At 72.6% G+C, this 19,397-nt stretch carries 20 protein-coding genes; 17 read left to right on the top strand and 3 right to left on the bottom strand.

The features are described 5' to 3' along the window. Nucleotides 1-13: 13 nt before the first annotated feature. From SCK26_RS14215 to SCK26_RS14195, 5 genes are all read left to right on the top strand, one after another. Nucleotides 14-1,027 (top strand): sugar kinase, encoded by a 1,014-nt coding sequence (locus SCK26_RS14215; RefSeq protein ID WP_318206005.1) that lies wholly within the window; start codon nucleotides 14-16, stop codon nucleotides 1,025-1,027. After that, the gene (locus SCK26_RS14210) at nucleotides 1,024-1,788 is read left to right on the top strand and encodes an IclR family transcriptional regulator (RefSeq protein WP_318201684.1); all 765 of its coding nucleotides are present in this window, start codon (nucleotides 1,024-1,026) and stop codon (nucleotides 1,786-1,788) included. The genes SCK26_RS14215 and SCK26_RS14210 overlap by 4 nt, the downstream gene beginning before the upstream one ends. Next, nucleotides 1,785-2,195: a RidA family protein gene (locus SCK26_RS14205; RefSeq protein ID WP_318201683.1), complete on the top strand. Its 411-nt coding sequence runs from the start codon at nucleotides 1,785-1,787 to the stop codon at nucleotides 2,193-2,195. Before SCK26_RS14210 ends, SCK26_RS14205 begins: the two co-directional genes overlap by 4 nt. 120 nt (nucleotides 2,196-2,315) lie before the next feature. Then, a complete protein-coding gene (locus SCK26_RS14200; RefSeq protein WP_318201682.1) occupies nucleotides 2,316-3,794 on the top strand; it encodes a gluconate:H+ symporter in 1,479 nt (492 codons plus the stop codon). A gap of 65 nt (nucleotides 3,795-3,859) precedes the next feature. After that, nucleotides 3,860-4,417 (top strand): hypothetical protein, encoded by a 558-nt coding sequence (locus SCK26_RS14195; protein ID WP_318201681.1) that lies wholly within the window; start codon nucleotides 3,860-3,862, stop codon nucleotides 4,415-4,417. Between the two features lie 3 nt (nucleotides 4,418-4,420). Here SCK26_RS14195 and SCK26_RS14190 read toward each other — a convergent pair whose 3' ends face one another. The 3 genes from SCK26_RS14190 to SCK26_RS14180 form a co-directional block, all read right to left on the bottom strand. Further along, complete coding sequence (locus SCK26_RS14190) at nucleotides 4,421-5,737, bottom strand: M14 family metallopeptidase (RefSeq protein WP_318201680.1); 1,317 nt, start codon at nucleotides 5,735-5,737, stop codon at nucleotides 4,421-4,423. 211 nt (nucleotides 5,738-5,948) lie between these two features. After that, nucleotides 5,949-7,205, bottom strand: a complete 1,257-nt coding sequence (locus tag SCK26_RS14185; RefSeq protein ID WP_412080741.1) for a DUF1266 domain-containing protein — start codon at nucleotides 7,203-7,205, stop codon at nucleotides 5,949-5,951. A 113-nt stretch (nucleotides 7,206-7,318) separates the two neighbouring features. Beyond that, entirely contained in the window at nucleotides 7,319-9,037 is a 1,719-nt protein-coding gene (locus tag SCK26_RS14180; protein WP_412080740.1) for a chitinase, read from the bottom strand. A gap of 336 nt (nucleotides 9,038-9,373) precedes the next feature. Between SCK26_RS14180 and SCK26_RS14175 the strand changes: the two genes are divergently transcribed. The 12 genes from SCK26_RS14175 (at nucleotide 9,374) to SCK26_RS14120 (ending at nucleotide 19,381) form a co-directional block, all read left to right on the top strand. Further along, nucleotides 9,374-10,210 (top strand): hypothetical protein, encoded by an 837-nt coding sequence (locus SCK26_RS14175; protein ID WP_412080849.1) that lies wholly within the window; start codon nucleotides 9,374-9,376, stop codon nucleotides 10,208-10,210. 59 nt (nucleotides 10,211-10,269) lie between these two features. Continuing rightward, a complete protein-coding gene (gene cpaB, locus SCK26_RS14170) occupies nucleotides 10,270-10,974 on the top strand; it encodes a Flp pilus assembly protein CpaB (protein ID WP_318201678.1) in 705 nt (234 codons plus the stop codon). A 9-nt stretch (nucleotides 10,975-10,983) separates the two neighbouring features. Beyond that, a complete protein-coding gene (locus SCK26_RS14165) occupies nucleotides 10,984-12,219 on the top strand; it encodes an AAA family ATPase (RefSeq protein ID WP_318201677.1) in 1,236 nt (411 codons plus the stop codon). Nucleotides 12,220-12,260: 41 nt separating this feature from the next. Then, entirely contained in the window at nucleotides 12,261-12,674 is a 414-nt protein-coding gene (locus tag SCK26_RS14160; RefSeq protein ID WP_412080739.1) for a pilus assembly protein, read from the top strand. A 1-nt stretch (nucleotide 12,675) separates the two neighbouring features. Further along, nucleotides 12,676-13,017, top strand: coding sequence for a TadE/TadG family type IV pilus assembly protein (locus tag SCK26_RS14155; RefSeq protein ID WP_318201676.1), 342 nt, complete (start codon nucleotides 12,676-12,678; stop codon nucleotides 13,015-13,017). Nucleotides 13,018-13,036: 19 nt separating this feature from the next. Next, a complete protein-coding gene (locus tag SCK26_RS14150; protein ID WP_318201675.1) occupies nucleotides 13,037-14,374 on the top strand; it encodes a CpaF family protein in 1,338 nt (445 codons plus the stop codon). Nucleotides 14,375-14,385: 11 nt separating this feature from the next. Continuing rightward, entirely contained in the window at nucleotides 14,386-15,330 is a 945-nt protein-coding gene (locus SCK26_RS14145; protein ID WP_318201674.1) for a type II secretion system F family protein, read from the top strand. Nucleotides 15,331-15,342: 12 nt separating this feature from the next. Continuing rightward, nucleotides 15,343-16,230, top strand: coding sequence for a DUF5936 domain-containing protein (locus tag SCK26_RS14140; protein WP_318201673.1), 888 nt, complete (start codon nucleotides 15,343-15,345; stop codon nucleotides 16,228-16,230). 7 nt (nucleotides 16,231-16,237) lie between these two features. Further along, on the top strand, nucleotides 16,238-17,623 hold the full coding sequence (locus SCK26_RS14135; RefSeq protein ID WP_412080738.1) for a sensor histidine kinase: 1,386 nt from the start codon (nucleotides 16,238-16,240) through the stop codon (nucleotides 17,621-17,623). A gap of 11 nt (nucleotides 17,624-17,634) precedes the next feature. Beyond that, a complete protein-coding gene (locus tag SCK26_RS14130; protein ID WP_318201672.1) occupies nucleotides 17,635-18,384 on the top strand; it encodes a response regulator transcription factor in 750 nt (249 codons plus the stop codon). A 113-nt stretch (nucleotides 18,385-18,497) separates the two neighbouring features. Beyond that, nucleotides 18,498-18,695, top strand: coding sequence for a Flp family type IVb pilin (locus SCK26_RS14125; RefSeq protein WP_318201671.1), 198 nt, complete (start codon nucleotides 18,498-18,500; stop codon nucleotides 18,693-18,695). Beyond that, nucleotides 18,692-19,381: a pilus assembly protein TadG-related protein gene (locus tag SCK26_RS14120; protein ID WP_318206000.1), complete on the top strand. Its 690-nt coding sequence runs from the start codon at nucleotides 18,692-18,694 to the stop codon at nucleotides 19,379-19,381. The genes SCK26_RS14125 and SCK26_RS14120 overlap by 4 nt, the downstream gene beginning before the upstream one ends. Nucleotides 19,382-19,397: the final 16 nt, after the last annotated feature.

The following is a 19,397-nucleotide window of genomic DNA, read 5'->3' as shown; positions in this document are numbered from 1 at the left end:
CCCGCCCGACACCGTGGACGTGGCGGCGCTCGGCGAGTCCATGGTCACCTTCCTGCCCGGCCGCCCCGGCCGCCTCGCCGACGTGCCCTCCTTCGACCGGGCCATCGGCGGCGCCGAGTCCAACGTGCTGTGCGCCCTGGCCGCCCGCGGGCATCCCGTCCGCTGGGTCAGCCGGGTCGGCGCGGACGGCTTCGGCGACCACCTGGTGGAACGGATCGCCGGACACGGCGTCGACGTCACCGCCGTCCGCCGGGACCCCGGCCGGCCCACGGGCGTCTACTTCCGCACCGCCGGTGAGCGGGGCACGGGCGCGCACGAGGTGGCGTACTACCGGGCCGGATCGGCCGCCTCCGCGATGTCCGTACGGAACGTGGACCTGGCGGCGGCCCGCGCGGCACGGGTGCTGCACCTGTCCGGGATCACGGCCGCGCTGTCGAGGGACTGCCGTGAGCTGCTCTACGAGCTGACCGCACCCGGGCTTGACCGCCCGCTGGTGTCCTTCGACGTCAACCACCGGCCGGGGCTGTGGCGGGACGGCGACGGCGCCCGGGTCCTGCTGGAACTGGCCCGGCGCGCCGACCTCGTGTTCGTGGGGGAGGACGAGGCGGGCCACGCCTGGGGGGTCACCGGCGGACCGGCCGCCGTCCGCCGGCTGCTGCCCGAGCCGCACCTGCTCGTGGTGAAGGAGGGAGCGCGCGGCGCCACGGCCTTCACCCGCGTCCACCCCGAGGGCACCTTCCAGCCCGCCCTGCGCACCGACGTCGTGGCCACCACCGGCGCCGGGGACGCCTTCGCCGCCGGGTTCCTCTCCGCCACCCTGCGCGGGCTCGCCCTCAGGGCCCGCCTCAGGCACGGCCACCTCTTCGCCGCCGCCGCCCTCACCGTCCCCGGCGACCTGGCCGCACCTCCCGCCCGCGACCACGCCGACCGCCTCGCCGCCCTCGACGACGGGGCATGGGGGAGACTTCGACTCGGCCCCGGCTGGACGCAAGCCGAGCAGGCCGAGGAGGAGGCGAACACCCCATGAGTCAGACCGTCGACCGCGCGCTGAGCATCCTGCCGCTGCTCGCCGAGGGCCCCGCCGACCTCGGGCAGGTCGCCGACCGCCTCGGCGTGCACAAGTCCACCGCCCTGCGCCTGCTGCGCACCCTGCACGAACACGGCCTGGTCTACCGCCAGTCCGACCAGCGCTACCGTCTCGGCGCCCGGCTCTTCGCGCTCGCCCAGGAGGCGATGGAGAACCTCGACATCCGCGAGATCGCCCACCCCCACCTCGTACGCCTCAACGAACAGTGCGGCCACACCGTCCACCTCGCCGTGTACGAGGAGAACGAGGTGCTGTACATCGACAAGGTCGAGAGCCGCTACCCGGTCCGCATGTACTCCCGGATCGGCAAGCCGGTGGCCATCACCGTCGCCGCCGTCGCCAAGCTGCTCCTCGCCGACCTGCCCGCGCCCGAGCGCCGCGCCCTCGCCGAGCAGCTCGACTACCCCCTGTACACGCCCCGTTCGACCCCCCACGCCGAGGCATTCCTGAAGGAACTGGCCGCGGTGCGCGAACAGGGCTGGGCCACCGACCTCGGTGGCCACGAGGAGTCCATCAACTGCGTCGCCGCCCCCGTGCGCGGGGCCGACGGCCGGGTGGTCGCCGCGATGTCGGTCTCCGCGCCGAACGTGGTCGTCACCGCCGAGGAACTCCTCAGCCTGCTCCCGCTGGTACGCCGCACGGCGGACGCCATCAGCGGCGAGTACTCCGGAAGAACGCCAGTGAAGGGCACCCCCGCATGACCGAGAAGACCGCGCTCACCCCGAAGACCCACACCACCCCGCCCGCGAAGTTCTCGCACGGCGTGCGCAAGGGCAACATCCTCCAGGTCGCCGGCCAGGTCGGCTTCCTGCCCGCCGAGGAGGGCAAGCCGCCGACGCCGGCCGGCCCGACCCTGCGCGAGCAGACCCTCCAGACCCTCGCCAACGTCAAGGCGATCCTGGAGGAGGGCGGCGCCACGTGGGACGACGTGATGATGATCCGCGTCTACCTCACCGACGTGGACCACTTCGCCGAGATGAACGACCTCTACAACGCCTACTTCGAGGACCAGGGCCTGACCCAGCCGCCCGCCGCCCGCACGACGGTCTACGTCGGTCTGCCGGCCGGCCTCCTCATCGAGATCGACGCGCTCGCCGTACTGGGCTGACGCCCGCCCGCGTCCTCGTCTCCGTTTCCCGCGTGTCCGCACGGCACGGCACTTCCCGAGGTGCCGTGCCGCGCTCCTCCCTGCCCGAAAGCACGATGCATTTACGTAGAGGACCCCCGTATGTCCGCTCCGCTCGCCGCTTCCGCTCCCACCGCGCCACCCCACACCGGAGGCATGCTCCTCCTCGTCGACGGCACGCCCGGCCTGCTCACGGTCGCCGCCCTGGGCATGGCCCTGCTGCTCTTCCTGATCATCAAGGTCCGGCTCCAGCCCTTCGTGGCCCTCCTCGCCGTCTCCATAGCCGTCGGCCTGCTGGCCGGCCTCTCGGTCACCGAACTCTTCGGCACCGTCCAGCGCTCCGACGCGGTCTCCACCGTCGAGTCCGGCATGGGCGGCATCCTCGGCCACGTCGCCATCATCATCGGCCTCGGTACGATGCTCGGCGCGATCCTCGAGGTCAGCGGCGGCGCCGAGGTGCTGGCCGCGCGTCTGCTGTCCCTGTTCGGCGAGCGCCGCGCCCCGCTCGCCATGGGCCTGACCGGCCTGCTGTTCGGCATCCCCGTCTTCTTCGACGTGGGCATCTTCGTCCTGGCCCCGCTCGTCTACGCGGCAGCGAAACGATCCGGCAAGTCGGTGCTGCTCTACTGCCTCCCGCTGCTCGCCGGCCTGTCCATGACCCACGCCTTCCTGCCGCCGCACCCCGGCCCGGTCGCCGCCGCCGGACTGCTGCACGTCCAGCTCGGCTGGGTCGTCCTCATGGGCATCGTCTGCGGCCTCCCCGCCGTACTGGCCGCCTGGGCGTACGCCGCCTGGGCCGGAAAGCGGATCTTCGTCGCCGTACCGCAGGACATGGTCGAGGCGGCCGAGGAGGCCAAGCGGGCGGTGGCGGCCGAGCAGCGCGCGCAGGGCGTGCCGGCCGGGGAGGCTCCGGTACCGTTGGCCACGGTCCTCACCATCATCGGCACACCGCTGCTGCTCATCCTGGCGGCCACGTTCTCCTCGATCGCCCTGGACCCCTCCCCGGTCCGCTCGGTCCTGGAGTTCCTCGGCAACCCCTTCGTCGCCCTCACCCTCGCGCTGCTCCTCGCCTACTACCTCCTCGGCATCCGCCGCGGCTGGTCCCGCAGGTCCCTGGAGACCGTGTCGACCGCGTCCCTGAAGCCGGTCGGCAACATCCTGCTGGTGGTCGGCGCGGGCGGGATCTTCGGCGCCGTACTCAAGGCCGGCGGGGTCGCCCAGGCCCTGTCGGACACCTTCCACGACGTCGGGCTGCCGGTGCTCGTCCTGGCGTACCTGATCGCGCTCGTGCTGCGGGTCGCCCAGGGCTCGGCGACGGTGGCGATCGTGACGACGGCGGGCATCGTGGCCCCGCTGCTGGCGGAGGGCCGGCACTCGCAGGCCTTCGCCGCGCTCGTCATCATGGCCATCTCGGCGGGCTCCATCTTCGCCTCGCACGTCAACGACGGCGGCTTCTGGATGGTGGCCAAGTACTTCGGCATCAGCGAACGGGACACACTGCGCTCCTGGACGGTGCTGGAGTCGGTGTTGTCGCTGGCTGGGTTCGCGGTGGCGGTGGTGGCCGGGGTGTTCGTGGGCTGACCGGTTCCACGGCGTGTTCGTGGGCCGACTGGTTCCGGCACAGGGAAGTCGTCCATACTGCCGCCGTGGAGCAGCGCATAGGATCGAGCAGCGAGCCGGCGAAGGCCGAGCCGCCCAGGACCGAGCCCGTGACGGGTGCCGGCTTCGACCCGGCCTTCATCCCGGGGATCACGGGCCCGATGCCGAGTCAGGCGGGGCCGGTGTCCAAGGAGTCGGGAGAGCCGTCGGAGCCGTCGGGCCGGCCGGGTCCGGGGGACGAGGCGGAGCCGGCGGACACCGGGGAGGTCCTCCAGAAGGCCTCCGGGGAATCCGCCGACGAAGCCTCCCAGGAAGTGGCGGACGACGGGCCGGTCTTCGAGGCGGCGGACCGGCGGGCGCGGATCGTGGCCGACCGCAAGGGCGTCCGCCTCAGCCTGGACGAGGAGGCCTGTGAGTTCCGCTGGGACGAGATCGCCGCGGTGGAGACGGAGACGGCCCGCTTCGGCAAGCGGTTCACCGTGACCGTCCACACCCCTGACCGCCGCTGGTTCCCGATCGAGATCGAGGCGCCGGCCAGGGCGCGCTTCAAGGAGTGGGACGAGCGGCTCGACACGGTGCTCGACGCCTACTTCGAGGAGGCGTAGCCGCTAGGAGCAGTACTGGGCGGCCTTGCCGATCGACCGGTACATGCAGTCGGCGTTCTCCAGCAGCTGCAACACGGCGTCCTTGTTACGGGAGGTCTCCCGCTCGATGACTTCGTCGGGCGGGTAGAACCCGCCTGCCGAGGACGAGGTCGGATACATCTCGAAGGTGTAGCTGAAGATCTTCTGCGTACCCCACAGATAGTCGTCGATCGTGCCGTCCGTGATGTACAGGTCGCTGGACTGCTCGGCGGTGTACCCGTTGCTGGCGGCCATCTTCCGCCCGACGGCCTGGAACGCGGCGGCGTCGTCGGCGGTCATCCCGGTGGCGGTGTCCGCGTAGGTGTACCCGAACGGCCACAACACCAGCTCGCTGTAGGTGTGGAAGTCGATCCCGGCCTTGATCTGCTGCCTGCCGCCGACGACCCGGCCGCGCACGAAGTCGGCGACCACCTTCACCTCGGGCGCGGACTCGGCGGCGGACCCGCGGTAGGTCTCGGAGGACGTGGAGCCCGACGACCCGCCGCAGCAGCCCCACTTGTGGTTCCAGTTCCGGTTCAGGTCCGTGCCCACGTTCGTGGAACCGGAGTTGGGCTGCCGGTTCTTCCGCCACGACCGGTACGACCCGCTGGCGATGTCGTACTCGCCGCCGTCCGGGTTCAGATCGGGCACGATCCAGATCTCACGGCTGTCGACGAGGCCGGTGATCCGCGAGTCGGTCCCGTATCCCGCGCCGAGTTCGCGCAGCAGGTAGAGCGCCATCTCCACGGTCAGGTGCTCCCGGGCGTGCTGGTGCGCGGTGAACAGCACCTCGGGCTCGTCCTCGTCGGCGGCGACGTTGTCGCTGACCTTGATGGCGATGATGTCCCGCCCTTGGTACGACTTCCCGATCACCCGCTTGTTCATGATGCCCGGGTAGGCGGCGAGCCGCTGGTCGATCTCGGCGTTCGCCTCGGCGTAGTTGTGGTACTTCGCGTCGGCACCGGGGAAGTCGTAGAGCCGGGCCTGCCCGCGCTGCGGAGCGGCTCCCACGGGCTGCACGTCGTACCCCATCCGGCGCAGCTTCGCGGCCTGCTCCGCCCGCCCGGAGACGACGACGCTCTCCTCGTCGGCCTCGTCGACGGTCACACCGGCCGCCTGGATGGCCGTACGGGTCACGGGTGTGGTGCGCTGATGGATCTCGTACTGCCGGATGTCGTCGTCGCCTGATGCGGCCTTCCGCGCGCTGTCGGCGCCGGCCTGGTCGAGGCCGGCCGAGACCGGCGCGGCGAGCGCGAGGGCCAGCAGCGCGCCGAGCGCGGCGGCCCGTCTGCGAAGTCGCATGAACGCTCCTTGTGGGGGTCGGAGTGGGTGTTCCCGTGCGACGTGCGGATACGAACCTGCCGGGAGCCGTTCGTGGGGCTCCCTGTGGGTTCGCTGTGCGAGTGGCGCTCATGGTGCGGGTCGGGCATGCACACGTCAAGTGCGGCGGCGGGGCGCCGACGGAAACCGGCCGGGGGCTCCTCGGTCCTCCCGCCCGCCGAGCGGACGACCGTCAGCGGAACGGAATCGTGCGCCACGGACTGCCGGGGTCGGACATCAGAATGCGATGTGCCGAGACCATGTCCTGGTACCAGTCGCCGAACTCCTCGTCGTCGAAGTGGAGGCAGCGGCCGAGGATGTAGCCGGCGGAGAAGTCCTGCCAGGACTTGTAGGACAGGGCGGCGGCCCGGCCGGCCCGAAGGACGGCGGCCTCGGCTTCCGCGAGCGTGCCGAGGCGGGCGCCGAGCCCCCACCGGGCCATCTTGGAGGCGCGGCCGAGGTCCCAGGCGTCGACGGACGAGACGTACCGGCTGCCGTCGAGCACACCGTCGGCGCGCATGCGGGCCTCGTAGCGGGTGATGCGCCCGATGAGCCGCTGTACGCCCTCGATCCGCGCCTCGACCTCGGACGCGGGCCGGGGCTCGGTCTTCGTGACCCCGTCCTCGCCGACCACGACCGAGCCCTCGGACCTGGCGCGGACGACGTCGGCGGCGGCCTGGCGCCAGTAGCCCACGTCGACGTGCCCGCCGAAGTCACGGGCGATGGTGCGGCGCAGACCGAGGGCGAAGTCCCATACGGGGCTGTGCTGTTCGCAGGCGAGGAGTTCGCGCAGGTAGTGCTGCCACTGCTCGCGGGTGGTGATGCCCCACCATTCGTCCAGCCGTCTGCGTTCGTCCGGGTAGCCGGTGCCGTGCCAGGCCATGCCGTTCCAGAAGGAACCGTTGTTGACGCACAGGAGGGCGCCGCAGGCGAGTCCGTGGGCGACCGGGCCGTGCAGGGGGCCGCCGACGCGGAGGGTGCGCAGCCGCATCGACCGGTCCCGCGGCGGGGCCTGTTCTCCGTACTGCGCCCAGGCCGCCGAATGCGGCGGCGCGGAGGGCAGGAACGCCTCGCAGGGGCTTCCCGGGTTGACGACGATCATCGGCGGATCGGCCGGCTGCCAGACCTTGGCGAACCACTCCAGGTTGTTCCAGTCGAACACCCGGTGGGGCTCCGGGGCGGGCAGCATGCCCTCGGTGTACACGGCCCAGATCCGCCCGCCGGCGACCCGTGGGTCGTACCCGAACACGGCGTACGTGGCCCTGGGCGTGGCGTCCGCACCGGCCTTGTCTATCTCGAAGAACAACCGCGCCCGCGCCAGCGCCCCGAAGTACGCGACCCAGTCCCCCCGCCCCTTGGCCTCGGACAAGGCCTGCTCGATCTCCGACGGAGGAGTCCAGGCAGAGGCGGCGGCAGGAGGAAATCCCGCAGGAGGCGGCCCGAACGACATGAAACCCTTCCGCTCCTCTTCCCGGCCGTGGCGAGCCCAGGGTACCGGCCGGCTTCCGTGACGGCGCCCGGACCGTGGGGTGGTCCGGGCGCCTGGGGAGGGGACGGGGGTGGTTACGGGAGGGCGTGGACGTGGGCTCCCACGCTGTTGGACCAGGCGTTGCCCGAGGCCGCGTCCCAGTTGGTGGACCAGGTCATCGCGCCGCGCAGGTCGGGGTAGGTCCTGGACGGCTTGAAGGTGCCGCAGTTGGCGGCCTTCGTCAGGCAGTCCAGGGCGTTGTTGACGACCGTCGGGGAGACGTAGCCGCCGCCCGCCGCGCGGGTGGAGGCCGGGAGGCCGAGGCCGACCTGGGACGGGGACAGGCCGCCTTCCAGCTGGATGCAGGCCAGCGCGGTGAGGAAGTCGACCGTGCCCTGGCTGTAGACCTTGCCGTCACAGCCCAGCATGGAACCGCTGTTGTAGTACTGCATGTTGACGACCGTCAGGATGTCCTTGACGTTCAGGGCCGTCTGGAAGTACGAGTTCGACGTCGACTGCATGTCGATCGTCTGCGGGGCCATCGTGATGATCAGGGACGGGCCCGCCTTCGCGGACAGCGACCGCAGGGCCTGCGTCATGTACGTCGCGTTCAGGCCGTTCTCCAGGTCGATGTCGACGCCGTCGAAGCCGTACGTCTGCATCAGGCCGTACACGGAGTTCGCGAAGTTCGCGGCCGACGCCGAGTCGCTGACCGACACCGAGCCCTTCTCGCCGCCGACGGAGATGACGACCTTCTTGCCGGCCGCCTGCTTGGCCTTGAGGTCGGCCTTGAACTGGTCGACCGTGTAGCCGCCGAGGCCGGCCGAGTCCAGGTTGAAGGTCACCGCTCCCGGCGTGGACGTGGCGTCCGCGAAGGACACCGCGATGATGTCGTAGGCGGCGGGGACGTCCGACAGCTTCTGGACGGTCGCGCCGTTGTTGAAGTTCTGCCAGTAGCCGGTCACCGCGTGCTTGGGCAGCGAGCCGCCGCCACCGCCGCCCGAGGAGGAGGTCGTCGTGCCGGTCACCGTCGCCGACTTCGCCGACTCGCCCGCCGCGTTGGTGGCCGTGACCTGGAACGAGTACGCCGTCGAGGCCGCGAGACCGGTCACCGTCGCCGACGTGCCCGACACCGCCGTGACCTTCGTGCCGTCGCGGTAGACGTTGTAGCCCGTCGCGCCGGACACCGCCGGCCAGGACAGGGAGACCGAGGACGACGTGGTGCCGGCGACGGAGAGGCCGGAGGGGGCCGCCGGGATCGTGGGGGCCGGTTCGCCGCCTCCGCCGCCGTCGGGGCCGTAGACGGAGATGTCGTCGGCGTAGTAGGCCGCCTGGCCGTACCAGCCGTGGGTGTAGACCGTGACCGAGGTGGTGGAGGAGCCGGTGGTGAACGTCGTCTGGAGCTGCTTCCAGGACGGCGAGTCGGGAGTCCAGGTGGAGACGTCCGTGGTGCCCGTGCCCGTCACGCCCAGGTAGGAGTAGCCGCCCTGGACCCACGCGCTCAGCGTGTACGTCGAGTTGGGCTTGACCGCGACCGCCTGGGAGCACTTGGCGGTGTCCTGGCCGGCCGGGGTCGCCTTCAGGGCGCCGGTGCCGCCGTGCACGGGAGAGGTGACCGTGGCGCCGCTGCCGGCCGTACACGTCCAGTTGGCGAGGCCCGACTCGTAGCCCGCGTTCTTCACGTTGTTGACGTCGGCCGCCGAGGCGGGGGAGGCCGCGGCGAGGCCCGCGACCGAGAGGGCCAGGGCGGTGGCGGCGGACCATGCCGCGAACCGCCGTCCGGTGGGTCTGGGTATGCCTGGTGCGCGGTCCACTGGAGCCTCCGGTGGGGAGTGGGCGGGGAAGGAGGAGGGGAGAGGAAGGAGAGGACGGTGGCCACCGCTCGCCCTACAAGTTGGTCCAGACCAATCGGGGTGTCAAGAGGTCCAGACCAAAACGGTTTCGCGGCGGCGGCTCAACCTGTCCTGGTTTGGCGGGGCTTGCGGCGGGAGAGTTCCCCACCGGCTTCACCAACGCTGTTCTCCGGCCATACGGCCGTGGATACAGTGCTCGGGTAGTCACGCAATGAAGTCGTCCCGGCGCACCGCAGTGATCACGGTGGGCCGACGGATGTGAAGAGCGGAGAGCTGCGCGTGCCAACAGCCATTGCCGTGACCAGCGCCGACATGGCGCTGCCGGCGCAGGACGAGCGGACCGTGCCCGCCGTCGTGCTGACCGGCCTGGAGAGCGGTCCGCTGGACGAGGGCCTCACCGGACTGCACCGGCTCGTCGAGCAGTACGGATACGTGGTCGTCGTCTGTTCGCAGGCCACTCCGGAGCCGGTCGTCCGGCGGCTGTACACCCTGCGCGCACTGCTGGAGAGCGACCGCGTCGCCCTCTTCCGGCCCGGCCTGCCCCCGCTCGGCGTCGCCGTCCTGGCCCGGCAGTTACGCCAGCTGGCCTCCTGCGACCTGAGCCCGGGCGTGCTCGCCTCCGCCGGACGGCTGCTCACCCACTACATCCACGCCGGCGCCGTCCTCGGCTCCGTCGCCCGGCTGGACCGGGTCCCGGTCGGCCTGAAGGCGCACGCCAGGTCCTGGATGCCCGGCAGTCAGTTCGCCGTCCTCGCCCACCCCGAACCGCAGCTGGTCAGGGCCGGTCCCGAAGCCACCCTCAAAGGACCCGAGTTCAGCACCTGGATGCTGGTCGCCAAGGGCCAGCCGCACAGCGAGTGGGTCACCGCGCTCGGCACCCGGTGGGGCGTGCACGGACTGCGCGAGGTCCCGCTGCCCGCCGAGTCCGCGGTGTGGTGGGGGACCGGCCGCCTGGTCGAGTTCTGCGGCTATCTCGCCGACCTGTCCGTCCTGTACCAACTGGTCACCTCCGTACGGCGGACCACCTGCCACTGGTGCGGCCTCGACGTCATCGGCGACCGCTGCGTCTTCTGCGGCGCCACCCCGCCCGCCCCCGCGGCCCTTCGCGCCCTGGAACCGAGAACGCCCGCCTGACCCCTCGCGAACCCGACCCGTCCCGCTCGACCGATTCCCCCAACGAGGTTGCACGGTTCATGAACTCCCGTCAGCGCCGCGGCGTGATACTGCTGATCCTGTCGGCCCTGTGCGCCTTGGGCGCGTTCGCCGGCGTGCTCTCCGTCGTCCACGACGTGAACTCCAAGGTCGGGCCCGGGACCACGGCCTACCGGGTCAGGTCCGAGGTCAAGCCGTACACCACCCTGGACGCCGGCCAGTTCGAGGAGATCGAGATGCCCAGGCGGTGGCTGTCCGGCAACGCCGTCACCGACCTCGGCCAGATCCGCGGCAAGATCGCCGTGACCACGCTGCGCGCGGGCTCCCTGCTCCAGACCGACATGATCGTGGACCGGCCCGCCCTCCGGCCCGGCCAGCAGGAGGTCGCCATCATGATCGACGCGGCGACCGGCGTGGCCGGGAAGATCACGCCCGGCTCGCGGGTCAACGTCTACGCCACCTTCGAGGGGCGCAAGGAAGGCGACCCCGACCAGTCGAAGATCATCGTGACCAACGCCCAGGTCATCGACGTCGGCCAGATCACCGCCCTCGACCCCGACGACGACAGCCGCCGCCGGCCCACCGACGCCGTCCCCATCACCTTCGCGCTGTCCACCCTCGACGCCCAGCGCGTCACCTACGCCGAGTCCTTCGCCCAGCGCGTCCGGCTCGCGCTCGTGGCCCCCGGCAGCGAGACCAGCGTCCCCGACCAGGACCGCACCTACGAACTCGCGACGGACAAGTGAGAGGCGGCCATGCCCACCAGGATCCTCCCGGCCGGCGCGGACCCGGACGCCGTCCGCTCCCTCACCGCCCTGCTCGGCCAGCTCCCCGACGCCGAGCCGCAGCCCCCGGTCACCGACTCCACCCAGCTGGTGGACACCCTCGCCCGGCTGGCCGCCGAGTCGGTCGGGGAACTGCCCGAGGTGGTCGTCGTCCACGAACGCATCGGCCCCGTCCCGGCCCTGGAGCTGATCCGCGAGGTCGCCCTGCGCTTCCCGGCCGCCGGAGTCGTCCTCGTCACCAGTGACGCCAGCCCCGGACTGTTCGCCGCCGCCATGGACTCCGGCGCCCGCGGCCTGGTCGGGCTCCCGCTGTCGTACGAGGAACTGGCCGGCCGGGTCCAGGCCGTCGCCCAGTGGTCGGCCGGGGTACGACGGCACCTCGGGCTCGGGGGCGAGGCGCCGGCCGGGGCCGGGGGCACCGTGGTCACGGTCAGCGGCGCCAAGGGAGGCGTCGGCGCCACGCTCACCGCGATCCAGCTGGCCCTGGCCGCCCAGGCCTCCGGCCGCGCCACCGCGCTGGCCGACCTCGACCTGCAGAGCGGTGACATCGGCTCCTACCTGGACATCCAGTTCCGCCGGTCGGTGGCCGACCTCGCCGCCATCACCGACATCTCCCCGCGCGTCCTCGCCGACGCCGTCTTCCGCCACGACACCGGCCTCGCCCTGCTGCTCGCGCCCGCCGACGGCGAACGCGGCGAGGAGGTCACCGACCGGGCCGCCCGCCAGCTCATCGGCGCCCTGCGCGCACGCTACGAGGTCGTCGTCGTGGACTGCGGCGCCCAGCTGAGCGGGGCCGGCGCCGCGGCCGTCGAGACGGCCGACACCGCGCTGCTGGTCACCACCCCGGACGTGATCGCCGTACGCGCCGCCAAACGCACCGTACGGATGTGGGACCGGCTCCAGATCCGCAAGGCCGAGGAGACCACGGTCGTCGTCAACCGGCACACCCGCGGTTCGGAGATCCAGCCCGCGCTGGTGCAGCGCATCACCGGCACCGCGCTGGCCCGGACCGCCGTACCCGCGGCCTACAAGGAACTGCAGGCCGTCGTGGACGCCGGACGGCTCCACGAACTCGACGGCAGGAGCACGGTGAAGCAGGCGCTGTGGGCGCTCGCGGGCGAACTGGGGCTGGCCGGGACGGCCGAACAGGCCGGCCATCGCGGAGCCGGCCGGGCAGCGGTGGGCTTCCGGCGGCGGAAGGAGTGAGCGGTGCCATGAGAAGGCCGGACGGGGACCGGAAACGTGCCATGAGAAGGCCGGACGTGGACCGGGGACGTGCCACGAGAAGGCCGGTCGGGGACCGCGGACAGGTCAGCGTCGAGTTGCTCGGGATGACCCCGCTGATCCTTCTGACGCTGGTGCTGATGTGGCAGGCCGTGCTGGTGGGCTACACCTTCACGCTCGCCGGGAACGCCGCCGACGAGGCGGTGCGGGCCGGCACGGCGGCGCCCCGGGGCGCCGCCCGGCAGGCCGCGTGCGCGCGGGCGGGGCTCGGACACCTGTCGGGGGCCTGGCGGGGGGACGCGTCGGTGCGGTGCAGCGCGTCCGGCTACGTCACGGCCGACGTCTCCCTGAAGGTCCCGGTCCTCTTCCCGGGCGTGATCTCCTTCCCCGCCACCGTGCACGGCCACGCCGGAGCCGTGGAGGAGGTGAAGCGCTGAGATGCCGCAGCGCCGACCGCGCGACCGGGGCCAGGTCGCCCTCGAATACCTGGGGTTCGTCCCCGTCCTGCTGATCGTCGGGCTCGCCGGCGTCCAGCTCGGCGCCGTCGCCTACGCCGCCGAACAGGCCGGCACGGCGGCCCGGGCCGGGGCCCGGGCCGCGTCCCTGGACCAGTCCTACGCCCAGGCCTGCGCCGACGCGGTGAGCGGCGTGCTGGAGGTGTCCTGCTCGGCCGCCGCGGGGGACGACACGGTGACCGTCACCGCCACCGTGCGCATCCCCGCCCTCGTGTGGGACCTCGGCGACGCCACCAAGTCCGCCACCATGCCGCTCGACCACTGACGAAGGAGGCGACCAGCCCATGAGCCTGCGGGCACGCATCAGCACTCCGGAGGAGCACGGCAGCCGGGGCGAGGACGGACACCTGGTCGCCTCCTACCGGGCCAAGCTGCTGGAGGAGATCGACCTCGCGGAGATGAGCGCGCTGGCCGCCGCCGAGCGCCGGGCCCGCCTGGAGCGGGTGCTCGGGCACATCATCAGCCGCGAGGGACCGGTCCTGTCCACCGTCGAACGGGCCCGGCTGATCCGCCGGGTGGTGGACGAGGCGCTGGGCCTCGGCATCCTGGAACCGCTGCTGGAGGACGCGTCCATCACCGAGATCATGGTCAACGGACCCGACGCGATCTTCGTGGAACGCGGCGGCCGGGTCGAACAGCTGCCGCTGCGGTTCGTCTCCGCCGACCAGCTGATGCAGACCATCGAGCGGATCGTGTCGACGGTCAACCGCCGGGTGGACGAGTCCAACCCGATGGTGGACGCCCGGCTGCCCTCCGGCGAGCGCGTCAACGTCATCATCCCGCCGCTGTCCCTGACCGGCCCGGTGCTCACCATCCGCCGCTTCCCGCGCTCCTTCACGCTCCAGGAGCTGATCGGCTTCGGCTCGCTGGAGGAGCACATGGTGTACCTGCTGGCCGGGCTGGTGCAGGCCAAGTTCAACATCATCGTCTCGGGCGCCACCGGCACCGGCAAGACGACCCTGCTGAACGCCCTGTCCGGGCTGATCCCGCCGCACGAGCGGATCATCACCATCGAGGACTCCGCCGAACTCCAGCTCCAGCAGAACCACGTGGTCCGCCTGGAGTCCCGCCCGCCGAACGTGGAGGGCAAGGGCCAGGTCACCATCCGCGACCTGGTCCGCAACTCGCTGCGCATGCGGCCCGACCGGATCGTGGTCGGCGAGGTCCGCGGCGGCGAGTCCCTGGACATGCTCCAGGCCATGTCCACCGGCCACGACGGCTCGCTGGCCACCGTGCACGCCAACAGCGCCGAGGACGCCCTCACCCGGCTGCAGACCCTCGCCTCGATGTCCGACGTGGAGGTCCCCTTCGTCGCCCTGCACGACCAGATCAACAGCGCCGTCGACGTCCTCGTCCAGCTCACCCGGTTCGCCGACGGCGCCCGCCGCATCACCGAGATCGCGATGCTCGACAGCCACGGCGGGGAGCCGTACCGGCTGGCCACCGTCGCCCGCTTCGAGGCGCGGCCGATGACCCCGGACGGCCGCGTCCACGGCACCTTCCGCCACTTCCCGCTCCCGCGGCGCGCCGCCGACCGCCTCCACATGGCGGGCCAGCCCCTCCCGCAGGCCTTCGGCGTGGCCCGCTCCGCCGACCAGCTCGCCACCCGAGAAGCCAGGTAGGACCCCCGACCATGGAACCGAGCACCCTCGCCCAGCTCACCACCGGCGTGACCCTGCTGGCCTGCGTCCTGGCGGTGGCCGGCGTGCACGCCTACGCCTCCGGCCGGGCCCGGCGCGCCGCCCTCGTGGACCGCCTCGCGCTCACCGGCCCGCCGGCCGCCACCGGCCGCAGACGCCGCTTCCGCGCACTGGACCGGCGGCTGCGCCGCACCGGGCCCGGCCGCCGGCTGGAGCGGCGCCTCGCGGCGACCGGCCTGGACGTCACCCCGGGCGAGTTCACCGCCGCCGTGCTCACCGCCGTCGCCGCGCTCTGGCTGATCGGCCAGGCCACCCTGGCGCCCTTCTTCGGCCCGCTCGCCGGGCTCCTCGGCGTCTGGGCGGCCTTCCAGTTCCTCGGCTGGCAGCACCGCAGACGCATCGAGCGCTTCATCGGCCAACTGCCCGAGCTGGCCCGCATCCTGGCCAACGCCACCCACGCCGGGCTTGCCCTGCGCACCGCGATCGGCATGGCCGCGGAGGAGCTGGAGGCACCGGCCGGCGAGGAACTGGCCAAGGTCGCCGACCAGCTGGCCATCGGCCACTCCCTGGACGACGCGCTCGGCGAGCTGGCCGGCCGGCTGCCCTCCCGGGAACTCGTCGTCCTGGTCACCACGCTGGTGCTGTCCAACCGGGCCGGCGGCCAGGTGGTCTCGGCGCTGCGCAACCTGACCGAGACCCTGGAGGAGCGCAAGGAGACCCGGCGCGAGATCCGCACCCAGCTCTCCCAGGTGACCATGACCTCCTACGCCGTGCCCGTCCTCGGGGTCGGCGCGTTGTTCCTGATGAACGGCGTCAAGGACGGCGCGCTCGACCGCATGACCGGCTCACCGGCCGGCCAGGCGTGCGTGATCGTCGCGTTCGTCATGTACGCCGTCGGCTTCGTCCTGATCCGCCGGCTGAGCCGCATCGACGTCTGAGGGAGGTGACCCGTGGAGTTCCTGCTCGCCCTGCTGATGGGCGCCGGCGTCTGGGGCGTCTTCGCCGGCCTGCGCATGTACCGCGCGGACGCCCGGCTCCCCGCCGACCTCGCCGTGGCCCTGGAGGTCGGCGCCACCCGCACCGGCGCGGTCGGCTCGGTCGTCGACCGCCTCGGCATGCGCTGGGCACCGCTGGTGCTGCGGCTGATGGGCCCGCGGCTCGTCGCCCGCTACCGCCGCCGGATCGACCTCGCCGGCAACCCCGGCGGCCTGACCCTCGACCGCTACGCGGCCCGCCGCGCGGTCTACGGCGCGCTGGGCGGCGTCGGCTTCCTGGTCTTCCTGCTGCGCGGCCAGTGGTTCGTGGCGCTGCTCCTGCTGGCCTTCGGGGCGCTGTGGACCGAGGTCGGCCTCTGGTCGGCGATCCGGGTCCGCAGACACGTCATCGAACGCACCCTGCCGGACTTCCTGGACGTGCTCGCCGTGGTGGTCAGCGCGGGCCTCGGGTTCCGGCAGGCCCTGGACCGGGTCGCCGCCCGCTACGAGGGCCCGTGGGCCGACGAACTGCGCATCACCCTGCGCCAGATGGACCTCGGCGTGAGCCGCCGCCAGGCCTTCGCGGAGCTGCGCCGGCGCAACGACTCCGAGCAGGTGGCGATGTTCGTGACGGCGTTGCAGCAGGGCGAGGAGCTGGGCGCGCCCATCGTGGACACCCTGGTCTCCCTGGCCAAGGACATGCGCCGCACCGACGCCCAGAACGCCCGTCGCAAGGCCGCGCGCGCGGTGCCCAAGGCCACGCTGATGATCACCACGTTCATGGTCCCGGCGACGATGCTCCTGCTGGGCGCGGGCCTGCTGCTCGGCTCCGGCGTGGACTTCGGCTCGCTCACCGGGAAGTGAGGACGGCATGACGGCGGCGGGGGCGGCGGGGAGAGGGGTGCGGTTGCTGGAGCGGTTACGCGGGACGGGCGGCGGACGCCGCCGGGCGTGGCCGGGACGCCGGGTGCGCCAGGCGGCGCGCGGTCTCGTGCCGTCGGCCGAGCCCTCCGAGAAGCTCCAGGTCAGCGCGCTTCAGGCGATGTGCCGGCAGGTCTTCGGGTTCCGGCTCGCGATGATCGTCGTATCGGCTCCCGCCGCCCTCCTGCACGCCGCTCCCGGCCTGGGCGTCCGCCTGGCCGGCACGGCCGTGGTCGTCACCGTCATGGTGTCCTACGTCCTCTTCCGCGACTGGGAGCGCTTCGGCCCCCTCCTGCTGCGCCACCCCGTCCTGCTGGCCGCCGACACCCTCTTCGGCTCCTTCCTCCTGGTCTCGGCGGGCCCGGACACCACCCTGGCCTACGTCAGCGTCTGCACCCCGCTGCTGGCCGGCCTGGTCTACGGCTGGCGCGGCGCGGCCTGCTTCGCCTCGCTGCAGGCCCTGATCCTGCTGCTGGTCCACACCACCCTGAGGGCCGGCCGGCCCGAGCCCGTCGCACAGGCCCTGCTGCTGCCCGGCCTGTGCGTCGTCGCCGGCGCCATGGGCTCGACCCTGCGCAATCTGATGCTCCGCTTCGGCGCCGCGACCCGGGCCCTGACCGCGGCCCGGGCCCGGCTCGCGGCGGCGGAGGCGGTCAGCGCCGAACGCGCCCGGCTGGCCCGGGAGATGCACGACTCCGTGGCCAAGACGCTGTACGGCGTGGCCCTGGCGGCGGACGGGCTGGCCGCGACCGCCTCGGTCGACGCTCCGGACCCCGCTCGCATCCGGCAGCAGGCGGACCTGGTGTCCCGCTCGGCGCGCCGGGCGGCGGCGGAGTCCCGGGAACTGCTGGCGGACCTGCGCCGGGACCCGTCGCAGGTGCCGCAGGAGGACCCGTTCTGGCCGGGCCTCGCCCGCCGGACCCGCGAGTTCGCCCGGCGCACGGGCCTGGAGGTCGTCTGCCACTGGCCCGCGGACGACCCCGCCCCCTTCCCGCCGCCGCCCGCGCCGGCGGCCCGGCACGTCCTCGCCATCGCCACCGAGGCCCTGGAGAACGCCCACCGCCACGCGTCCGCCGCGCGGGTGGACGTACGGGCCTCGGTGGAGGGACACCTGCTCCGCCTCGTCCTCCACGACGACGGCACCGGCCTGCCGCCCGGCACCACCCTGGAACGGCTGCGCGACCGCGGGCACTTCGGGCTGCTCGGCATGGCCGAGCGGGCCGCGCAGGCGGGCGCCCGCATACGCGTCGGCCGGGGCGCGCACGGCCGGGGCACGGAGGTACGCCTCGACATCCCCCTGTCCGGGCCCGCGTCCCACGCACCCGGCACCCCCTGAGAGGAGGCACCATGCGGCCCTTGCCCGCCTTCCCGCCGCCGGCCCCGGCTCCGCCGCCGCTGCGGCTGCTGATCGCCGACGACAACCCCGTGGTCCGGGCCGGTCTCGCGGCCCTGCTCACGGACCGCGCCGGGACCACGGTGGTGGCTCAGGCGCGGGACGGCCGGGAGGCGTACGAGGAGGCGTTGCGGCACCGGCCGGACGTCATCCTGCTCGACGTCCGCATGCCCGGTGTGGACGGGATCTCGGCGCTGCCCCACCTGGTGCGGCTGGCCCCCGTCATGATGCTCACCTACAGCCACGAGACGCAGACCGTGCGGGAGGCGCTGCGGTTGGGGGCGGGGGGATACCTGGTGCACGGCGAGTTCACGACGGAGCAGCTGGTACGGGCGGTACGGGACGTACGGGAGGGCCGTCCGCAGGTCACACCCGGCGCGACGAGGGCGTTGCTGGCGGCCCTCCACTCCGATGCAACTGCACACGCCGACTCCAACTCCGTTGATATGACGGCAAATTCCGACGCCATGTCTCTTTCGCATGTGCAACCAGATGTGGGACAGTCGTTCCGCTCGCGGTTCCGGCTGAGTACGAGGGAGGCGGAGATCATGGACCTCATCGCGTCCGGCATGACCAACCAGCAGATCGCCGCCGCCTGCTTCATCAGCGAGAAGACCGTCAAGAACCACATCAACCGCATCTTCGCCAAGCTCCAGAGCACGACCAGGTCCCAGGCGACCGCGAAGTGGCTGGGGGTGGCCTGAGATGGCGGCGCGGCGGAACGAATGGGTCCGCGGTTGGGCCCTGGGACCCTTCGGGACCGGGCGCGTCCGGCCGTACGGTGCGCGGACCGGAGGCGAAGCTGGAGGGGAAGACCGTGAGCAAATGGTTCCGCACCACCGTCGCGTATCTGCAGACCCGTGCCGCGCGCGGCGACCGGGGACAGACCGCGGTGGAGTACCTCGGCATCATCGCGGTGGTCGTCGCGATCGTCCTGGCGATCACCGGCACGAGCATCGGCCAGTCGATCTACGACGCGATCACCAACAAGATCGCCGAGGTCACCGGCGGCTGACTCGTCCACGGCACGACGCGGGGCAGGCCTTCCCCATCTACCTGACGGTGGTGGCGGGCCTGCTCTTTCTCGCGTTGGCCTACCTCGCGGTCGGTCAGGCGGCCGTGAACCGCGGCGGCGCCCAGACGGCGGCGGACGCGGCGGCACTGGCGGCGGCGCAGGAAACCCGGGACCAGCTCTTCGACCTGTGGCGGGCCCACGTGGACGACCCGGGAAGCTGGCAGGACATCTTCGACGGTGCGGGAGCCCGCGACTTCTGCGGGCGTGCCGACCAGCTCGCCGCGCGGAACGACGCGACGACGGTGCGCTGCGTGTTCGAGCCGCCGCTGAGCTATGTCGTCGACACCCGGGCGGAAAAGTCCGTGGGCGACTCCGTCGTACCCGGCACCGAGAACGTGCACGCGACGGCGCACGCCAGGGCCGTCATCGAACCGCTCTGCACACCGCCCGAAGACGTGCCCGAACCACCCGGTCCGCCCGGCCCGCCCGGGACCGGAACCCCGTCGCCGGGAGCGGGGTCCGCGTCGCCCGGGGAGGGCGCCGACCCGCCCGAGGACGCACCGCTGCCCCCGCTCACCTGCGAGGACAAGGTCTGGCACCCCGAGCCGGACGACACCACGGAGCTGCCGGGGCCCGAGGACCTCTTCGACGTCCACCTGGCCGACTCCCCGGCGAACGACCGATGACGAAGGAAGCGACAGT

It is taken from the genome of Streptomyces sp. SCL15-4 (genome assembly GCF_033366695.1).
GTDB lineage: Bacteria > Actinomycetota > Actinomycetes > Streptomycetales > Streptomycetaceae > Streptomyces.
This window is presented reverse-complemented; position numbering and strand designations above follow the sequence as displayed.

Excerpts from the sequence above, each read along its gene's own strand:
- SCK26_RS14210 (WP_318201684.1), top strand. The coding sequence starts at position 1,024 with ATGAGTCAGACCGTCGACCGCGCGCTGAGCATCCTGCCGCTGCTCGCC.
- SCK26_RS14205 (WP_318201683.1), top strand. The coding sequence starts at position 1,785 with ATGACCGAGAAGACCGCGCTCACCCCGAAGACCCACACCACCCCGCCC.
- SCK26_RS14200 (WP_318201682.1), top strand. The coding sequence starts at position 2,316 with ATGTCCGCTCCGCTCGCCGCTTCCGCTCCCACCGCGCCACCCCACACC.
- SCK26_RS14190 (WP_318201680.1), bottom strand. The coding sequence starts at position 5,737 with ATGCGACTTCGCAGACGGGCCGCCGCGCTCGGCGCGCTGCTGGCCCTC.
- SCK26_RS14185 (WP_412080741.1), bottom strand. The coding sequence starts at position 7,205 with ATGTCGTTCGGGCCGCCTCCTGCGGGATTTCCTCCTGCCGCCGCCTCT.
- cpaB (WP_318201678.1), top strand. The coding sequence starts at position 10,270 with ATGAACTCCCGTCAGCGCCGCGGCGTGATACTGCTGATCCTGTCGGCC.
- SCK26_RS14165 (WP_318201677.1), top strand. The coding sequence starts at position 10,984 with ATGCCCACCAGGATCCTCCCGGCCGGCGCGGACCCGGACGCCGTCCGC.
- SCK26_RS14160 (WP_412080739.1), top strand. The coding sequence starts at position 12,261 with ATGAGAAGGCCGGACGTGGACCGGGGACGTGCCACGAGAAGGCCGGTC.
- SCK26_RS14155 (WP_318201676.1), top strand. The coding sequence starts at position 12,676 with ATGCCGCAGCGCCGACCGCGCGACCGGGGCCAGGTCGCCCTCGAATAC.
- SCK26_RS14150 (WP_318201675.1), top strand. The coding sequence starts at position 13,037 with ATGAGCCTGCGGGCACGCATCAGCACTCCGGAGGAGCACGGCAGCCGG.
- SCK26_RS14145 (WP_318201674.1), top strand. The coding sequence starts at position 14,386 with ATGGAACCGAGCACCCTCGCCCAGCTCACCACCGGCGTGACCCTGCTG.
- SCK26_RS14135 (WP_412080738.1), top strand. The coding sequence starts at position 16,238 with ATGACGGCGGCGGGGGCGGCGGGGAGAGGGGTGCGGTTGCTGGAGCGG.
- SCK26_RS14130 (WP_318201672.1), top strand. The coding sequence starts at position 17,635 with ATGCGGCCCTTGCCCGCCTTCCCGCCGCCGGCCCCGGCTCCGCCGCCG.